Below are 16,640 nucleotides of genomic sequence, written 5' to 3' on the forward strand. Positions count from 1 at the left end.
TTTCATGTGCTTTGTCAAGGTTTTTTGAGAAATTTTACATTTTATTTTTACAAAATTTCCCTTTGTCCTTTTGCATTTACCGGGCTTAAAACACCCATTTTTTCCATTTGTTCGATGATGTTTGCAGCCTTATTGTAGCCGATTTTTAGTCGCCTTTGCAGATAGCTGATAGATGTCTTTTGCTCACTTAATACTATCTCTTTAGCCTCTTCATATAGCTCGTCAAGCTCACCGGCATTTATAGTAGCGCCTGTAGTGCCGGCATTACTACCATCCTCGGCTAAAAATCTCTCGTCATAGACGACCTCTTGTTGCTCTTTTAGGAAATTTACGATGTTTTCGATCTCTTTTTCGCTCGCAAACGGCGCATGCAGGCGGATGATACCGGGGCTTCCCGGAGGCGTAAATAGCATATCGCCCCGTCCTAGCAGGCTTTCTGCACCCATTTGATCGAGGATGACCTTACTATCGATACGCTGACCGACGCGGTAGCTGATACGGCTTGGCAGGTTTGCCTTGATAAGTCCCGTCACGACATCGACGCTTGGGCGCTGGGTAGCGACGATGAGATGTATGCCAGAGGCGCGCGCCATCTGTGCCAGTCGCCCTATGTATAGCTCCACGTCCTTGCCGCTAGTCATCATCAGATCAGCTAGCTCGTCGATGATAACGACGATGTAAGGGAGCTGCTCGCCGCCTTCGGCCTTCATCTTTTCGTTATAGCTTTCGATATTTTTTGTACGCGTGTGGCTCATTATCGTGTAGCGTCGCTCCATCTCAGCGACCATATTTGATAGCGCAGTGATCGCCTGCTTTGCCTGCGTGATGACTGGCGTGAGCAGGTGTGGGATGTCGTTATAAATGCTAAATTCAAGCATCTTTGGATCGATCATCATGAGACGTAGAGTCTGCGGGCTGTTGCGATAAAGCAGGCTTAAAAGCATCGCGTTGATACCCACGCTCTTGCCGCTACCAGTCGTTCCCGCGATCAGCAGGTGCGGTAGCTTTTTAAGATCCGTGATAAACGGCGCGCCCACGATGTCCTTGCCAAGTGCCATTGTAAGCGGACTTGAAGCGTTTTTATAAATTTCGCTCTCTAAAATTTCTTTTAGATAAATCGTCTCTAAATTTTGATTTGGCACTTCGATACCGACGACATCTTTGCCTGGGATCGGGGCTTGTATACGTATCGTTTGCGCGCGCAGTGCCATGGACAGGTCATCTTGCAGGGTCAAAATTTTACTCACCTTGATGTGCGGCGCCGGACGAAACTCAAACGTCGTTACGATCGGTCCCGTGTAGGTACGAACCACGTCGCCGTCTATCTTAAATTTACGCAGTTTGTCAAGCAGGTCGGAAATTTTTTGATCGATCTCAGATTCATTGACGCTATGCGAGCGTTTTGGCGGGTCGTTTAGAAATTTAAGCGGTGGCAGCACGAAGTCCTTTGGCTTTTCGACCTTGCCCTTTTCGATCTCATCAAGCAGCTTTTTGTTTTCGGCTACTTCGTTTAAAATTTCTACACCGTTTACCATCGAAATTTTAGCCTCTTGCCCGCCATTTTGCTCTAAATTTTCATCATCAGATGTAAGGATCTGAGCGTCGATCGTCTCCTCATCGGCCGCACTATTTTTATCTTTTTGACGTTCGATCTTAGCTATTTGCCTTTGTCTTGGCTGGATTGGCTGAATTTTTGGGGAATTTTGAGCCGATGTGGGTATCACGAACGCCCTTTTAAGCACGACTATCAAATTTTCTCTAAAAATAAGTCCCAAAGAGATCGTAAATATCATGAGTATCACGACGCAAGTGCCTATCATACCGATGACGTCCTTTAGGGCGTCGTTTATGAATTTACCGACTATTCCGCTATTTGCGGGCGACATAGTCATGGCTTGAAACATCAAAAACGCTAGAAAAAATAGCAAAATTCCCAGCAAAACCTGAGAAAATTCCAGGTCAAAATCCTTAAAATCCCTATAAACATAATAAGCAAAAATGATGAGCGCAAAAGGATAAACATAGGCTGCGTAACCAAAAAATTTCAGATTTGCAAGGCCGATAGTGCGTCCAAAAGTGCCTACGAAATCAGCAGTCGGAGCAGCAGTAGCGATACCAAAATAGACCAAAAAACAAATAGCGATAGTTAATAATGATTGACGTAAAATTTTAAATCCTTTGTTCGAAAAAGGCTCATTATAGCACACAGCGGTTTAAAATTTAAAAAATTAGCGAGCAAAATCGCCCGCTAAAGATGATCATAAATAGTTTAATAAGCTTAGTTGATTGATTTTCGCGCTTGCTTGAAGCATCGCCTGATAAGATAGCGTTTTTTGAGTGAAATTTAGATAGGCTTCCGCATAGTCGGCGTCTATCACTTCGTTTTTGACAGTCAAAACATTTACCTTCATCAATGAAGCTCGCTCATTAGTGGAGGTGATGAGCTTGGTTTGAGAGCCGACTTTGGTGAGCTCTTTGTTTGCATGATCTATCAAGTGATCCAGTCTCTCGAGTGCTCCTTGCATGCCGGTGTTTCTAGGATCGCCATTTTCTGAATTTGACCTGTAATATCCCTGTCTGACCGCCTCTATCATCTTGTCAAGATCGTCAAATATATTCACGCTTGGCTCGTCGATAGTTATCGCGTTGTTTTCCGAAAATGAAAACACAGAGCCCTTTCCTTGAGACGTAGCCGGGGTAGTTCCCGTGCTATCTCCGTAAAATTTATCGGAATTTGTCGTGCTGTCGTAAGCGGCTACTTGTATCGTAGAGACGGCATTTGTCTTATCTGTGAGCTCTATTTTGCCTTTTTCGTTCATATTTACCTCGACAGCGCCTTTGCTGAGACTGATAGCCGAGTTATAGTTGTCATATGTGTTTGCCGTCGGGATGTTGTCGCTTGCGGCCATACTGATGATGTCGTTTATCTGCCTAAAAGTTACGTCTTTAGTCGGCGTTTTAAACTGACCGTATTCGGTCGCATGCCAGATATCAAATGTCTGCGCAGCTATCGGAGTCCCCGCACTGGTAGTGCCACTAATGGTAAATTTAGCCGTCTGCGCTGGAGCTTCCTCGTGACCCAGATCGATATCTACTTTATACTTCGTCCCGTTTCTTGAAACGATCTCCATAGTTAGCTTGCGATCGTCGATATTGTATTTGCCTTGCTCTTTTGGATACAGCTTATCTGTGCCAGCCACTTCACTTAGTCTAGTCGAGTTAGTCGCGTATTCGCCGCTTTTTCTTACAACCTGGGAGATAGTGCCTGTTATTTTATTATCTTTTTTATCAAACCTTACTCTGTCAAAATCAAAAGAATTTACGGTATTACCGTCCTTATCCTTAAATTTGCTCTTTGTAAATTCCGTTATATGTACGGTTTTTGGATTAGCAGAGGCCATCGTCTCGAGGTCTGCTAGTGTATTTACGCCGTCTAAAGCGTTATTTGGAGCGATAGCGTTTTTATTAGCAGCGGTAGAAGTGGCTGCGACCATGTGAAAGTCGATGACTTGATTACCCTTTGTGAGATCTTTTATGTTAAATTGCCCGTCGTTATTTATGCTGACATCGACGACCTTTGTGGTCGCGGTATTGCCAAATTCTTGCCCGATCTTTTCCATCAGACTTTCTACGCTAGCACCTGCCGTCATCTTAAATTTACTAGTAAAGCTAGTGCCATCTGGCTTTTTACCCTGCATATAAAAGTAAGTATCAGGAAAGTTGATATTTGAGCTATCAAGAAAATCATAGTCCGGATTTATACTACCGGCGTATTTGCCTTGATTATCGACATTTTTCGAGTCGTTGGCGTAGTTTAGCCCTATCATATTTTTGATCTTGCTTTGAGCGGTCAGATATTTTGGATTTTCACTGACGTCAGTTTTTGTATTGTCCGTGAGGCTTACATTTGTGGTCAAAATTTTGTTGTAGTCATTATCTTTGCCCAAAAATAGATCGTGTCCCGGGATATTATAAGGTAGCTCTATTTGAGCGCCTGCGGATGTTTTCATATAGTCGCGGTTGCCTTGATATTTGCCATTACCATCTATCGGCTTTGTGTCTACCGCACTACCGGAAAATAAAAACTGCCCGTTTATAGAGGTGTTGGCGATATTTACGAGGTGATTTTTTATACCTTGTAGCTCATTTGCCAAGGCTTCGAGTGAGGTCTTGCTATGCACATCGCTAGCGGCCTGCACTACTTTGGTCTTAAAATTTTCGAGCTGCTTTTCAAATTCTTGCAAAGATTTATCGGTATTTTTTGAGAAATTTACGGATTTGCTCGTAGCCTCGACCACTTGAGAAAGCGTCTCCGCCTCGTAATCAAGCCTCATCGCATCATTATAAACACTTGCATTTTCGTAAGGGTTTTGTATCTTTAGTCCGCTTGACATCTGACGGTAGCTTTTATTTACGCCTGCCATGCTGTTTTGATAGTCGTGTAAAGTCTGACTGAATCGAAGCTGATTTGTTATTCTCATTTTAAATTCCTAAATTTTGATTATTTTTGACTAAGCAAAAATGATTCCGCTTTTTACAATATCGGAGAAAAGTAAAATTATTTTAGTTTTGCATTGCTATAAATAGATATTAAATTCTCCTAAATTTATAGCTATAATAACCACAATATATTTTTAAAAAGGACAAAAATGCTAACGATAAACGCAAAGCTGCCAACGCGAAATTTACGCGTCTCAAAGGCGCTACCCCAGCTCATACAAGGCTTCATATATCGCTATTTGCCAGCCGAGGAGCACGCAGGATACAGACACGAAAAAACGGGCAAAATTTTTAAGCGGATGAATTTTGATTTTTATTTGAGCGGGGCGGATCTGCGCGTTAGATTTACGTCTTACGAGCCTGAATTTGAAAAAGCGGTCGCACTTGGAGCGCTAAAAGACGGGTTAAATTTGGGCGAACTGTGCTTCTTGGATACTACGGTGGCGGTGAGCGAGCATAGGACGAATAGCGATGATGTGGTGCTGCAAGGCTGCGTGGCGTGCGCGGTGCAGGGGCTTTTAGGGCATAAAATTTATTTGCAGGCGCAGGATAGCAGGCATCTTGAAATGATGAAGTCTAACGCCTTGCAGCGCTTCGAGACGCTGACCGGGCGCGAATACGGCGGCGAATTCGAGCTAAATTTAAAGTGGCAAAATTTACAAAAGCCTTTTTATTTTTACTACGGCAATAACCAAACGCCCGTAATTGCTTGGCAGGCAAAATGGCACATGCAGGCTCGGCCCGAGCTAATAAATCTAATCCTGGACGCAGGCGTGGGAAGCGGATGTATGAACTACGGGGTTGGGTTTTTGGAGGTGGTGGAGTGATGGTTTGATAGCATTTAATGATATAGTACTAATTTCAAATCCTAAAAAGGAAAAAATATTGTGCTATCAAACATATTCTCTTTTGAATAGTAGTATGTTTTATATTAAGAGAATATTATCTGGAAAGTTTCATATTTAATAATATAATACTATAAGTTAAGGTTAAGTCTTTAGGTGCTAAAATTACTTTTAAATTTTTAAGGAATATGTAATGAATTTAGATTTTTCCTTGCCATGCGGTGATCCTTTTGTGGAAAACGGTAGGCTTGGACTTACAGAATTCGCCAAGAAAAATAAATTTAAATATGAGGATGAACTAAAAGCTAATTTGGAAAGAATTTTGAGATTATATACTCAAATTTGGACGCAAAGTAAGCTTTCTAGCTTTTGGCTTCATGGGGCAAATAAAAGACCTGCCAAAGAAACTTTAAAAAAGATTGATGAGGTCTTAAAAAATAAGCCCATAATAGGTTCACCCTGTGTATGTTGTGGTAAAAAAGAGGTGATTTCTACAGAAATTTCCTCAGGAGACAGAACTATTTTACCGCTTGGATTTTCTGCGCCGAATTCAAATTTTTCTTCATCTTTTCAAGAGGCTATGATATGCAAAAACTGCTTTATTTCGCTTTTAGCTTTACCTTTAAATACGGTTCAAGTGGATGGTAAATTACTTTTTATAAGATCATCTAACGAGATAAATGAATATTGGACACAGAAAAATATACGTGAGATAAATAAGATGTTTCTTCTGTCACCAAACGAATCATTGATAATATCAGAGATAAGATATATCGAGAATTTTATTTATATATTTTTGGAGGAGTTGGTGGAAAATATACCAAATGCCGTTCAAAACGATATATCTTTTTATCATTTTACTAATTTTGGAGCATCTCCTGATATTCAAATTTACCATATTTATACTGATCTTACATCTTTTATACAAGAAATTTCACCAAAATATTTAAAAGATCAAATAAGCGGTAATAAGAAGGTTTTAAATTTATGGAACGATATCGTAAGAAGTAGTTTTAAATTTTTAAAACTAGAAAACGATCAGCTATATTTGAATGATAAAAAAGAATTTAAAAATATAAGCTTTAATGAAGCGAAAAAACTTTGCAAAAACGTCTTAATATCTAAATTTATAAATGGCAAGGATATAAGACGGATATTAATAAGAAAATTTATAAGTGATATAAAGGATGAAGTAAATAAGGAAAATTTAAAAGATTTGGCACAAGCTTATAGAATTTTGATATTTAAATACTTAATAAAGGTAAAACATATGAACAAAGAAAGACTAGACTTTTTAAAAAAGGTCGCTGCTAAAATAGCAACTTTGCAAAATGCAAAGAAGCGCCTGAATGAGCTCGGAAGACAAAGGACTTTGAGCGAATTCAGAACGCTTTTGATACGTATTTTTAAGGATTACGCCAAAGAAAGTAACGATAAGTTGCTGTTTAGCGTAGATGATTTCGTATCAAAAATTCTACCTGCGGATAGCTACTTTGCCGAGACAAGAGATATATTATTTGTCGCTATTTTTGAACAGATGGCAAATAGCCTAACAGAAGATGAGATAGATGAAATGAAAATCATACAAGGAGAGGATAATGAGTGATATTCAAAACTATTTTATACATGGGCTGGTTTTGATAGATGTCGATGGCGTTAGACTAAATAATCTTGGCATAGATAATAGCGCCACCAACGAGAATAAAACTTTGACAAAGACTATAAGAAAAGGTAGGGAAATTTATCCTTTTGTTTCCGGTCAGGCTTGGAGATATTGGTGGAGAGAGGCTTGCTTTATACAAGGCTGGCAGTTAAGTCCTATCACAAATGTAAAAGGACAGCAGTATATAACAAAAGCCGATCCTTTCATGTATGCAGATGATGATTTATTCGGCTATATGAGTGCTCAAAAAGAAGAAATCGCAGAAGAAGATGGCGAAGAGTCCTCAAAAAAGAGTAAAAAACCAAAGACGAAAGATATAACGCTTACCAGGACAAGTCCGCTTAAAAATTCTATCCTGGTTGCCGTGAATACAACCAAACCGCTTGATGAATTTTGCTCTATGACCAGGCAGGACGATACACCTGCACTTTATAGTAGAGAAATTTATTCTACTACATTAAAAGGCATGTTTTCGTTAGACTTAGATCAGGCGGGAACTTTTGTATCTATGAATCGCTCCGGCTATCAAAATATATCAAAAGAGAGTTTTAAAGAGCAATTAAGTAACAATGCTAGAGTTATAAAGGATAAAAAATACGAAGGTGTTGAAAAAATCAGGCTTGACAATAAAACAAGAGCCAAGAGGATAAGCGAGCTCATATCTGCGCTTAAAATTTTAGATGGAGGTGCCGGTAGAACGACAAACTATGCAAGCGTAAGACCTGATTTTATAATACTTTGTGTATTAAAAGGCGGTAGCAATCCTTTTGGCGGTATTTTATTTGACGATAAGGGTAAAATAGAGTCTTTGGGAGAAATTTTACAAGACATCGCAAAAGACTATCAAGATTATATTTTAAGTGATATATACATAGGCAAGGATGCTTCATTTATGAAAAATGTAGATTTGGACTTAAAGGAGCTTTCAAATTTATCCGGAAAAATTAAATTTCATATCGGAAATGTAGGAGAAACAATAGATAAATTTGTATCTGAAAATATAGAAAAAATCATAAATCAAATGGAATAACAATGAGACTTTTTAGGGTTTTGTTATCATCTATCAGTGCTAGTTTTAGATATCCTAATATGATGATAAATAACCAATTAAGCATAAAATCAATGCCTTATAGCACCCTGCAAGGTCTTATAGCGGCGGCGTATGGCTCTTATGATTTTAAGGATTTATCATTTTCTTATATTTTTAGGTATGAGGCTATATTTAAAGATATCGAAACTATCTATAAATTTAAAAATGAAAATGGAAAAATAACCGCAAACAAGCCTACAAATTTATCAAAAACCAGAGAATTTTATTATCAAGGCGATATCTATCCTAGTAGTGATGCTTTTAAAAGAGAACAGCTTTTTAATTGCTATTTGACGCTTTATCTAGACGATGAAGAAGTGGCAAAAAGCTTTTTATCACCCGTGTATCAGCTGGTTTTTGGTAGAAGCAGCGATTTGGCTCGGGTCGTATCTGTTGATGAGATAACGGCAGTAAAAATAGACGAGATGAATTACTGCGGCACGGTAATTCCTTTGGATTTTAAAATTTCGGGCGAGCTTTATGCGATGGCTAAAAGTTTTGATTATTTATCGCTTCCACGAAAGCCTATTGATATGGATATTTTTACCATACTTGACGGACTTGGTAAATTTAAAATACATCCAAAAAATAAATTTGATATGTATTCTTTACAAAATTGGGACTTTAAAAAACCAAATGTCGTAGTAAAACAACCTGCCCTTATCGATGAAGAGTTACAAACGCCTATTTTAATGAGGAAATTTTGCTAGCTAAAACGGATGGTCAAAGCTTACAAGAACATAACGGTGCACTGCTTAGATATTTTGAAAGCTATAAAGACGCGCTTGTTATGCTTCCAACATTGTGCGGATTAAATAACTTTTGGGAGCTTTTAAAAATTGCTATTATTTTTCATGATTTAGGAAAGAGTGCAAAAGACTTTCAGAATTTGATGAAAAATTTAATAAAATCATATAATTTTAGGCACGAGTGGTTAAGCGGAAGTATTTTGCTTGATCTTGATATGCCAAAAGATGAAAAAGAGCTAGTGCTAAACGCTATTTTGTCTCATCATAAAAATTTTAAAGAGTTAAAAGATCGATACAAAAAGTGCCAAAGCACAAAAGAGATGATCGAAGACGGTGATGAGATCGATTTAAAAGAAAACAGAATTTTTGAGAAAGAGATAGATACGCTTGATTTTGCTTGGATAAAATTGTATTTGGAAAATTTCAAAATTTATATTAAAAATTTTACCAAAACCGATCCGCTAGCATTCGCAAAACCGCTGCCTAAAATTTTACAAAAATGGACTACGACGTCAAAGGATAGTATCGGTGAAAAAGAAAAATGGCAAAATATATTTTTGTCGGCGTCTTTGTCCATATGCGATCATAACGCCTCGGCAAATTTGGATAGAATTTTGATATTAAAAGAGTCAAATTTCGAGTTTTTAAATACTATTTTAAAGCCGTTTAAACACCAGCAAGACTCTTGGTCTTCACAAGATAATATTTTGCTCATAGCACCGACAGGACAAGGTAAAACCGAGTCTGCTCTTGGCTGGCTAAGAAATCAGCTAAAAAATAGGCAAGGCAGAGCGTTTTATCTGCTGCCTTTTACAGCTTCAATAAATGCGATGGTAAGGCGAGTATCGAAGAATTTTAAAGATGATGGATTAGTGGGGCTTTTACACGCAAAGGCAAAGTTTTTTATAGACGAATTTTACGAGAAAAAAGACGGACAAACATTTGCGGATATAGCCGATCTAAATAAAAAAGTCTATAAGCCGCTCAAAGTAGCCACTCCATATCAAATTTTAAAATGGGCGTTTGGTGTGAAAGGCTTTGAAAAAGGGCTGACCGAGCTTGCCGGAAGCTATTTGATAATCGATGAAATTCACGTTTATAACGACGAGCTTTATCAAAATATGTTATTTTTCTTAGAGTGGCTAATTAAAAAATTATGTGTAAAGATTTTCATTATGAGCGCAACTTTGCCTACGTTTATACAAAAACAGCTTGAAAGCGAGCTAAAAGTTAAAATCATAAAGCCCCAAATAGAGCTTTTACAAAATTTAAAAAGACATAGAATTTCTCTTATCGAAAGCAAAATGGAAGATAAAATTTTAGAATATATCAATGGTAAAAATTTGAAAATTCTGATCGTTTGCAACACCGTTTCAAAAGCGCAAGAAATTTATAATCTATTGGGATGTTACGATTCGAAAATCATGCTTCACAGTAGGTTTAACGCAGCCGATAGAGTAAGGATAGAAGATGAAATACTTACCAAACAGCCTAAAATTTTAATAGGAACACAAGCTATTGAAGTTAGTCTGAATATTGATTATGACGTTATATTTAGTGAAATTGCACCGCTTGATTCGCTTCTACAAAGATTTGGGCGGGTGTATAGAGGCAGAAGGATAAAGCCTGATCAAGAGCCAAATTGTTTCATTTTTACCGATATTGACCCTATTTTTAAGAAAATTTATACAAGACCAAATGTTTTGGAAAATACGCTAAACGAGCTAAGAAAACACAACGAAGAACAAATCGACGAGGAAAAAGTGCAAACGATGTTGGATAATGTTTATGAACCGATAAAAATCGATGAAAATGAGAAGATAATTTTTTTCAAAATGCTTGATGGGCTGTATCCATATAATGTCTATGAAGACAATGAAGAGCAGTTTGATAGCCAGTTCGATGGTGTAGAAGTGCTTCCTTGCGAACTAGAAAGTAAATTTGACGAATATATTTCCAAAGGACGATTTTTAGAAGCCGAAAAGCTTTTAGTGCCGATTTCTAAAACAAAATTTCACCAATATAAGAAGTATGGTTATATATCATCAAAGTTAAAAAAGGGATATGTTAAAATGGTGTGCTTAAAATATGACAACGAGCTCGGCCTGCTTGAAGCTGGCACCTGTTTTGATTAAGGATAAGATATGTTCAAAGAAGACCAAATCACCGGCACGCTCGTAAATTATTTCATGACCTGTAAGCGCGAAGCATGGCTATACGCTCATCATATCCACGCCGATCAGGACGATGAAAACGTGCTCATGGGCAAGGCGCTCGCCGATATAAAAGAAAAAGACTTGCAAGACTTCGCATTCTCAAATTTAAAATTTGACAAGCTATCAAAACAGCGCGGGCATTACTGCATAACTGAATATAAAAAGAGTCTAAAAAACGAGTTTGCGGGTAGGATGCAGCTACTTTTTTACATCTATATTTTAAAAACCGGGTTAAATTTAAAAGAGGTCAAAGGTAGGCTTATTAGCGGCAAAAAGGTGATCGCCGTGGATGATAGCGAGGAGAATTTTAACGTGCTTGAAGCGATTTTGCGCGAGATCACGGCTTTGGTAAATTTAGCCAAACCGCCTAAATTTACGCCTCAAAAGATCTGCAAAAACTGCGCTTACAACGGATACTGCGCGTAATGTATGCGATTTTATTTTACGACATCGCCGGCGCAGAGCAAAAAGAGAAAAACAACGCAAATCGTATCAGAAAAGCCGTGGAAAAATTTCTGCCGCGCGTGCAGTTTTCCGTTTTTGAGGGCGAGATCAGGGCGAGCGACTTTAAAAAGCTTACAAATTTACTGCAAAAAGAGTGCGTCCAGGAGCTTGACTCCATCGTCATTTACACGTTTAACTCGCTAAAATATTCCGAGCGCATCGTCATCGGACAGGACAAAAACGGCGCGCTGTTTAGTTAGGAGAGAGCATGCAAAAAAGCGACAGGACGCATTTTATATTAAACGGCGGGCGGCTTAGGCGGCAGGATAACAACATCTATTTTGATAAATTTGACGAGACGGGCGGCGTGAGGGCGAGTAAAATTTTACCGATCAACGCCATAGATGAAATTTACATCCTCGCCCACGTCGAGCTTGATACCTACACGCTCGCGTTTTTGGCGGATAACAACATACTTTTGCACGTTTTTAGCCCGTTTCAGAGCTTTCGGGGGAATTTTTACCCGAGCACTTCAAACTCGGTCAATAAAAGCGGCTTCGTGCTGCTATCTCAACTGCGGGCGTTTGACGACCCCGTAAAGCGCGTCTATATCGCTCGCGAGATTACCCGCGCGCACATGCTAAACGACGCGGCAAACTGCAAAAAGCACGGCGTGAAATTTGACCCTGCGCCACACATCGCAGCACTTGACGCTGCCGCAGACGTAGGACAGATAATGGCGGCGGAAGGGGCTTTTCAAAAGCTTTATTATGAAAAATGGAACGAAATCATCACCGATCAGCGAAGCTTTAAATTTACCGTCCGCTCCAAGCGCCCGCCCGCCGATAAGATAAATAGCTTCATCAGCTACATAAATATGCGCATCTACAATGTCTGCCTGAGCGAAATCTACAAGACCGAACTCGATCCGCGCATCGGCTTTTTGCACGAGCCAAACTACCGCGCGCTTAGCCTGCACCTCGATCTAGCCGAGATCTTTAAGCCGATTTTGGGCGATACGCTGATATTTGCGATGCTAAATAAAAAGGAGATCACGGCAAAGGACTTTCAAACGGACGCCGGACGGATAAAATTTAGCAATGACGCCATCCAAAAGATCGAGATGAAGATGATCTCGCGCCTAAGCGAAACGATCGCGCTAAACGGGCAAAACCTCACGTGGCGGCAGGTCATCAGACGCGAGGCGAATCAGCTCAAAAAATGTATCTGTGAGGATATGCCTTATGTGGGGTTTGTGTGGCGATGAGGTTTAGTCTTTTGGGATTAAATTTAAAGATTGACAGCTTTTTGAAGATAAGATATTGATGTTTTTCCTCATGTGAGCTTTGGCGGAGTGTGGAAGCTGGTTTTAGATATTGATATTTTTGGCTTTATTGCAACAAAGTATTGATTTTTAAATTTCAAAGCATAGGAATGCGAACATCATTCTAGCAAAAGCATTGCACGAGCCTATCGTTGTCGATTTTTCTGTTTTTACTTTATCTTACTCAAACGCTGTTCGCATTTTTCTCTTTTTAAGATGCTTCACACTACGCTCGCAACCGTACACGCAAGTAAAGTAAAAAGATTTCTTTTAAATGCCATTTGCATACGCGCCGCACTTTGAAGCGAGTATTAAGATTTGATTATAGCAGAGCATATTTTTTACAAAAAACCTGCTTGATTATCTTATGCACAGGCTTGAATGCTAGTTTAATGCTTTAATTATTAGGGCGTTTTATAACAAAGAGTTTGATAAAACGATAATAAAGCTTGTTCTAAGATTTTGATAATGCCCTATTTTCTAGGTTTTTGCTTGCTAAAAATTTTAAATTTTAACTATTTTTAAGATATAAAAATATAGACTTTTAATTTTAATGGCCCTGGAATTTGATATTTTGGTGCTGTTAAAATTTATTCCGTTGGAATTTGAAACCTAAAGATGAAGTTAGATCTATACTAAAAGAAGCAAAGTTAAAATTTATTCCGTTGGAATTTGAAACAATTCTTTGGCGGGATAATATGCAGGATCATAAAGTTAAAATTTATTCCGTTGGAATTTGAAACTACCCTGACAACTGCCGAAAACTTAAAACTGGCAGGTTAAAATTTATTCCGTTGGAATTTGAAACTCCTCAAGGTAGATTATGAATTCATCTACGCTGTTGGTTAAAATTTATTCCGTTGGAATTTGAAACTATGCACGCACATAGCCTTGAACTCTGACGCTACTTTGAGTTTCGAATTCCAACGGAATAAATTTTAACAAATAAGGATACGGGCACAGGTATGGGGCTTTATATCGCTAAAATTTTAGCGGTAGAAAAGCTTGGAGGGAGATTTATGCTTGAAAGTAGGGCGGATCCTACTAAATTTGCGATCTTTTTAAAGCCTGAAGTCGGGAGCGGACGATGTATAACAAAATAAAAGAAATTTTAAAAGATGTGAGGCTGCTTATAGTCGAGGATGATGACGAGCTAAGGGCGACTTTAAAGGACTCGGTAGAAAAATACGTAAAGCAAATTTTTGAGTACTCAAATGCCAAAGACGCGCTGGCGTGTTTTAAACAAAACGATATAAATTTGATCCTCTCTGACATCAATATGCCGCGTATGAGCGAGCCTCAATGCCATCACTCATCAGGCAGGACGATAAAAATGTGCCGATCATCTTTCTGACAGCTTACGATAGCGACGAGAACATGTTTGAGGCGATCGAGCTTGGCGGCTTTGGAGTGTTCAAAAAGTCGTTTGAAAAGCGCGAACTCGTGATGATGATGAGCTTTTGGGCGCATAAATTCAAAAGCGATTTTGCCAGCGTCGATCTAAAAAACGGTTTTAGCTTCAACGCCTTTTCAAGAGAGCTTTTTAAGGATGGCGTAAGTATCGCGCTAACAAAAAAAAGAGCAAAATTTACTCCATCTACTGCTAAAAAACAACGGCAAAACCGTGAGTTTTGAGATGATATAAAGCTACGTCTGGCAGGAAAGCTGTACCCCCGAGACGATACGAAGCTTTGTTTATAAACTGCGAAAAAAGATCTATCCTGAACCCACCAAAAACGCCCAAGGTATGTGGTATCGCTTAAATTTATCGCAAGAAAATCTAAGAACGGTGAATAAAATAACTTATGTTTAAAATTTTAGTGATAAAATTTCAGGCAAGTCAAACGGACAGCGAGCTTTGAAGCGGTCTTTGGGCTAAATGATTTTAAAATCAATCTTAAATTTAAGGAGTAAAAATGGATTTTAGATCTCAAAACGTCACCGACGCACCGGGCGATAATACGATCTTTATGGTGTGGAATTTCACGGCGGATAAAGACACCTGTAAAAGTAGCTTTGAGCGGCTTTGTGCTCTCGTGATAAATTTAAACAAGACTGCCAAAGTGAGATTTGGCGATGCGAACGTGAGCTGCGTTTTAGGCGTAGGACACGACGCGTGGAAGCTGCTTGATATGCCGACTCCGCTACCAAAGGAGCTTATAAATTTTAAGCCTGTCATCGGTGAAAAGCACACGGCGGTCTCGACAAAAGGCGACATCCATATCCACATCAGAGCCACTTGCACGAGTGCTTGCTTTGACATGGCGACGCACGTAAAAGACGTCCTAAGCGGCGTCGCGACGTGCGTAGAGGAGGTGCAGGGCTTTAGATACTGGGACGGCAGGGCGATCATCGGCTTTGTCGATGGCACGGAAAATCCGCAAGGCGAGGACAGAGACATCTACGCCAAAGTAGGCGATGAGGACGCGAAATTTAAGGGCGGTAGCTATCTTTTCGTGCAAAAATACATCCACCCGATGAGTGAGTGGAACAAGCTACCAGTAAGCGAGCAAGAAAAGATAATCGGACGCTACAAGCATAGTGACATCGAGATGAGCGAGAGTGAAAAGCCCTCAAATTCGCACTCGGCTGCGGCAAATGTGGGCGATGATAAAAAGGTCGTGCGAGACAATATGCCATTTATGGCGGGCGGCGAAGTGGGAACGTATTTCATCGCGTATGCACGCACATTTTCTACGCTTGAAATGATGCTTGAAAGTATGTTCATCGGCGAGCCAAAGGGCAACTACGATAGGTTGCTTGATTACAGCACGCCAAAGACTGGCACACTGTTTTTTGCTCCGACGTTTGATATGTTGGAGGCTTACAGCGCCGATTAAGACGGCTTGAAGCTTAAATTTGGGGTTAAATTTAGCCCCTACACTTTTTGGTAAAGGAGCGCGGGCGGACGGGTAAATTTACATTCAGCCAAATTTAAAAAATAGCGCTCCGCTCTTGATAAAATTCTTTAAACGAATACCTTAATGTGGATTTAAGGTAGCCATAATAGCTAAATTTAACCCTGGTCAGCTTAAATTTCCAGCCAAAAGCATTATATAATTTTAAAATTTCACTCTCGTAAAGGGCGACCGCTCGCCTAAAATATAAATTTAAAAAAATAATTTTACTTCCTAAGATAAAAAATTATACTTTCATCATACCTTTTTAGATAAAATTTTAAAAAACCAAATCATCTTTAAGGGAGAAAAATGAAAAAGTTAGTTTTATCCGCGCTCTTGGCGTGTTCGCTCTTTGGGGCAGATATGATGTATAGCGAGGGCGTGAAGGACGTCTATGCTGACGCGACTAGCACGAAGTCTATCGGCAGGCTACTGCCGACAAATGCCGTTAAAATTTTACAAACCAGTGGCGATAGAGTGAAGCTTGCTGTGCATGGCTATCAAAACCCGGCCGTGCCAAATGTCGTGTATTTTAGCGACTTTGCGCGCGTCATCGCAGTGGCATTTTCAAAGACGGCAACCCCCGAGATAAAGGTGCTTCAAAAGGGCAAGGACGGCAAATGGGACAAGGTCGAGACCATCGTTTATGCGAGCAAAGATGGCTTTACGAGCGATCTAAAAGGGCTTTTTAACAAAGGCGAAACGCTTTATAAAGAAAGCTGTGGTGTGTGCCACGGACTGCACGCTACGACGCATTACAACGCAAATCAATGGCCAAGCCTGCTAAAATCGATGGTAAATCGCACGGCGATCCCAAAAGAGGATCAATGGGTCGTCATAGAGTATCTGCAAAAGCATTCAAGCGATATCAATGTGGATAAAAAATAGTAAATTCAACGCAAATCCTAA

13 protein-coding genes, 2 pseudogenes and 1 CRISPR repeat array are annotated in these 16,640 nt (G+C 39.5%); of the genes and pseudogenes, 12 read left to right on the forward strand and 3 right to left on the reverse strand.

Translation table 11 applies throughout. From position 1 onward, the window contains the following. Positions 1-47: 47 nt before the first annotated feature. The 3 genes and pseudogenes from CCVT_RS04430 to CCVT_RS04435 all read right to left on the reverse strand — a co-directional run. Positions 48-1,508 (reverse strand): annotated as a pseudogene (locus CCVT_RS04430) (DNA translocase FtsK); the annotation flags it as partial. A gap of 237 nt (positions 1,509-1,745) precedes the next feature. After that, positions 1,746-2,207 (reverse strand): annotated as a pseudogene (locus CCVT_RS10105) (DNA translocase FtsK 4TM domain-containing protein); the annotation flags it as partial. A gap of 51 nt (positions 2,208-2,258) precedes the next feature. Next, the gene (locus CCVT_RS04435) at positions 2,259-4,481 is read right to left on the reverse strand and encodes a flagellin N-terminal helical domain-containing protein (RefSeq protein WP_018135895.1); all 2,223 of its coding nucleotides are present in this window, start codon (positions 4,479-4,481) and stop codon (positions 2,259-2,261) included. A gap of 168 nt (positions 4,482-4,649) precedes the next feature. Here CCVT_RS04435 and CCVT_RS04440 point away from each other — a divergent pair, with 168 nt between their 5' ends. The 12 genes from CCVT_RS04440 (at position 4,650) to CCVT_RS04490 (ending at position 16,619) form a co-directional block, all read left to right on the forward strand. Beyond that, positions 4,650-5,327, forward strand: a complete 678-nt coding sequence (locus CCVT_RS04440; RefSeq protein ID WP_018135896.1) for a CRISPR-associated endoribonuclease Cas6 — start codon at positions 4,650-4,652, stop codon at positions 5,325-5,327. Between the two features lie 211 nt (positions 5,328-5,538). Then, entirely contained in the window at positions 5,539-6,951 is a 1,413-nt protein-coding gene (locus tag CCVT_RS04445; RefSeq protein WP_018135897.1) for a hypothetical protein, read from the forward strand. Next, complete coding sequence (gene cas7i, locus CCVT_RS04450) at positions 6,944-8,038, forward strand: type I-B CRISPR-associated protein Cas7/Cst2/DevR (RefSeq protein WP_018135898.1); 1,095 nt, start codon at positions 6,944-6,946, stop codon at positions 8,036-8,038. Before CCVT_RS04445 ends, cas7i begins: the two co-directional genes overlap by 8 nt. A 2-nt stretch (positions 8,039-8,040) precedes the next feature. Further along, positions 8,041-8,808, forward strand: coding sequence for a CRISPR-associated protein Cas5 (cas5, locus tag CCVT_RS04455; RefSeq protein ID WP_018135899.1), 768 nt, complete (start codon positions 8,041-8,043; stop codon positions 8,806-8,808). Beyond that, positions 8,802-10,982 (forward strand): CRISPR-associated helicase/endonuclease Cas3, encoded by a 2,181-nt coding sequence (locus CCVT_RS04460; RefSeq protein WP_018135900.1) that lies wholly within the window; start codon positions 8,802-8,804, stop codon positions 10,980-10,982. Before cas5 ends, CCVT_RS04460 begins: the two co-directional genes overlap by 7 nt. Before the next feature lie 9 nt (positions 10,983-10,991). Further along, positions 10,992-11,489, forward strand: a complete 498-nt coding sequence (locus tag CCVT_RS04465; RefSeq protein ID WP_018135901.1) for a Dna2/Cas4 domain-containing protein — start codon at positions 10,992-10,994, stop codon at positions 11,487-11,489. Continuing rightward, positions 11,489-11,767, forward strand: coding sequence for a CRISPR-associated endonuclease Cas2 (cas2, locus tag CCVT_RS04470; RefSeq protein ID WP_011992222.1), 279 nt, complete (start codon positions 11,489-11,491; stop codon positions 11,765-11,767). Before CCVT_RS04465 ends, cas2 begins: the two co-directional genes overlap by 1 nt. Before the next feature lie 8 nt (positions 11,768-11,775). After that, positions 11,776-12,774, forward strand: a complete 999-nt coding sequence (gene cas1, locus CCVT_RS04475) for a CRISPR-associated endonuclease Cas1 (RefSeq protein ID WP_018135902.1) — start codon at positions 11,776-11,778, stop codon at positions 12,772-12,774. Positions 12,775-13,413: 639 nt separating this feature from the next. Then, a CRISPR array of direct repeats spans positions 13,414-13,705; the repeat unit is 30 nt; unit sequence GTTAAAATTTATTCCGTTGGAATTTGAAAC. Between the two features lie 213 nt (positions 13,706-13,918). Beyond that, positions 13,919-14,185 (forward strand): response regulator, encoded by a 267-nt coding sequence (locus CCVT_RS09925; protein ID WP_227898149.1) that lies wholly within the window; start codon positions 13,919-13,921, stop codon positions 14,183-14,185. Then, complete coding sequence (locus tag CCVT_RS09930) at positions 14,134-14,466, forward strand: response regulator (RefSeq protein WP_227898150.1); 333 nt, start codon at positions 14,134-14,136, stop codon at positions 14,464-14,466. Before CCVT_RS09925 ends, CCVT_RS09930 begins: the two co-directional genes overlap by 52 nt. Positions 14,467-14,747: 281 nt before the next feature. Further along, entirely contained in the window at positions 14,748-15,671 is a 924-nt protein-coding gene (locus tag CCVT_RS04485; protein ID WP_018135904.1) for a Dyp-type peroxidase, read from the forward strand. Between the two features lie 369 nt (positions 15,672-16,040). Beyond that, positions 16,041-16,619: a cytochrome c gene (locus CCVT_RS04490; protein ID WP_018135905.1), complete on the forward strand. Its 579-nt coding sequence runs from the start codon at positions 16,041-16,043 to the stop codon at positions 16,617-16,619. Positions 16,620-16,640: the final 21 nt, after the last annotated feature.

Origin of the sequence: Campylobacter curvus (assembly GCF_013372125.1) — a bacterium.
Classification (GTDB): Bacteria; Campylobacterota; Campylobacteria; order Campylobacterales; family Campylobacteraceae; genus Campylobacter_A; species Campylobacter_A curvus.

What these genes read in the sequence shown, in the direction of transcription:
- CCVT_RS04435 (WP_018135895.1), bottom strand. Translation starts at nt 4,481, where the DNA reads ATGAGAATAACAAATCAGCTTCGATTCAGTCAGACTTTACACGACTAT.
- CCVT_RS04440 (WP_018135896.1), top strand. Translation starts at nt 4,650, where the DNA reads ATGCTAACGATAAACGCAAAGCTGCCAACGCGAAATTTACGCGTCTCA.
- CCVT_RS04445 (WP_018135897.1), top strand. Translation starts at nt 5,539, where the DNA reads ATGAATTTAGATTTTTCCTTGCCATGCGGTGATCCTTTTGTGGAAAAC.
- cas7i (WP_018135898.1), top strand. Translation starts at nt 6,944, where the DNA reads ATGAGTGATATTCAAAACTATTTTATACATGGGCTGGTTTTGATAGAT.
- cas5 (WP_018135899.1), top strand. Translation starts at nt 8,041, where the DNA reads ATGAGACTTTTTAGGGTTTTGTTATCATCTATCAGTGCTAGTTTTAGA.
- CCVT_RS04465 (WP_018135901.1), top strand. Translation starts at nt 10,992, where the DNA reads ATGTTCAAAGAAGACCAAATCACCGGCACGCTCGTAAATTATTTCATG.
- cas2 (WP_011992222.1), top strand. Translation starts at nt 11,489, where the DNA reads ATGTATGCGATTTTATTTTACGACATCGCCGGCGCAGAGCAAAAAGAG.
- cas1 (WP_018135902.1), top strand. Translation starts at nt 11,776, where the DNA reads ATGCAAAAAAGCGACAGGACGCATTTTATATTAAACGGCGGGCGGCTT.
- CCVT_RS09925 (WP_227898149.1), top strand. Translation starts at nt 13,919, where the DNA reads ATGTATAACAAAATAAAAGAAATTTTAAAAGATGTGAGGCTGCTTATA.
- CCVT_RS09930 (WP_227898150.1), top strand. Translation starts at nt 14,134, where the DNA reads ATGCCATCACTCATCAGGCAGGACGATAAAAATGTGCCGATCATCTTT.
- CCVT_RS04485 (WP_018135904.1), top strand. Translation starts at nt 14,748, where the DNA reads ATGGATTTTAGATCTCAAAACGTCACCGACGCACCGGGCGATAATACG.
- CCVT_RS04490 (WP_018135905.1), top strand. Translation starts at nt 16,041, where the DNA reads ATGAAAAAGTTAGTTTTATCCGCGCTCTTGGCGTGTTCGCTCTTTGGG.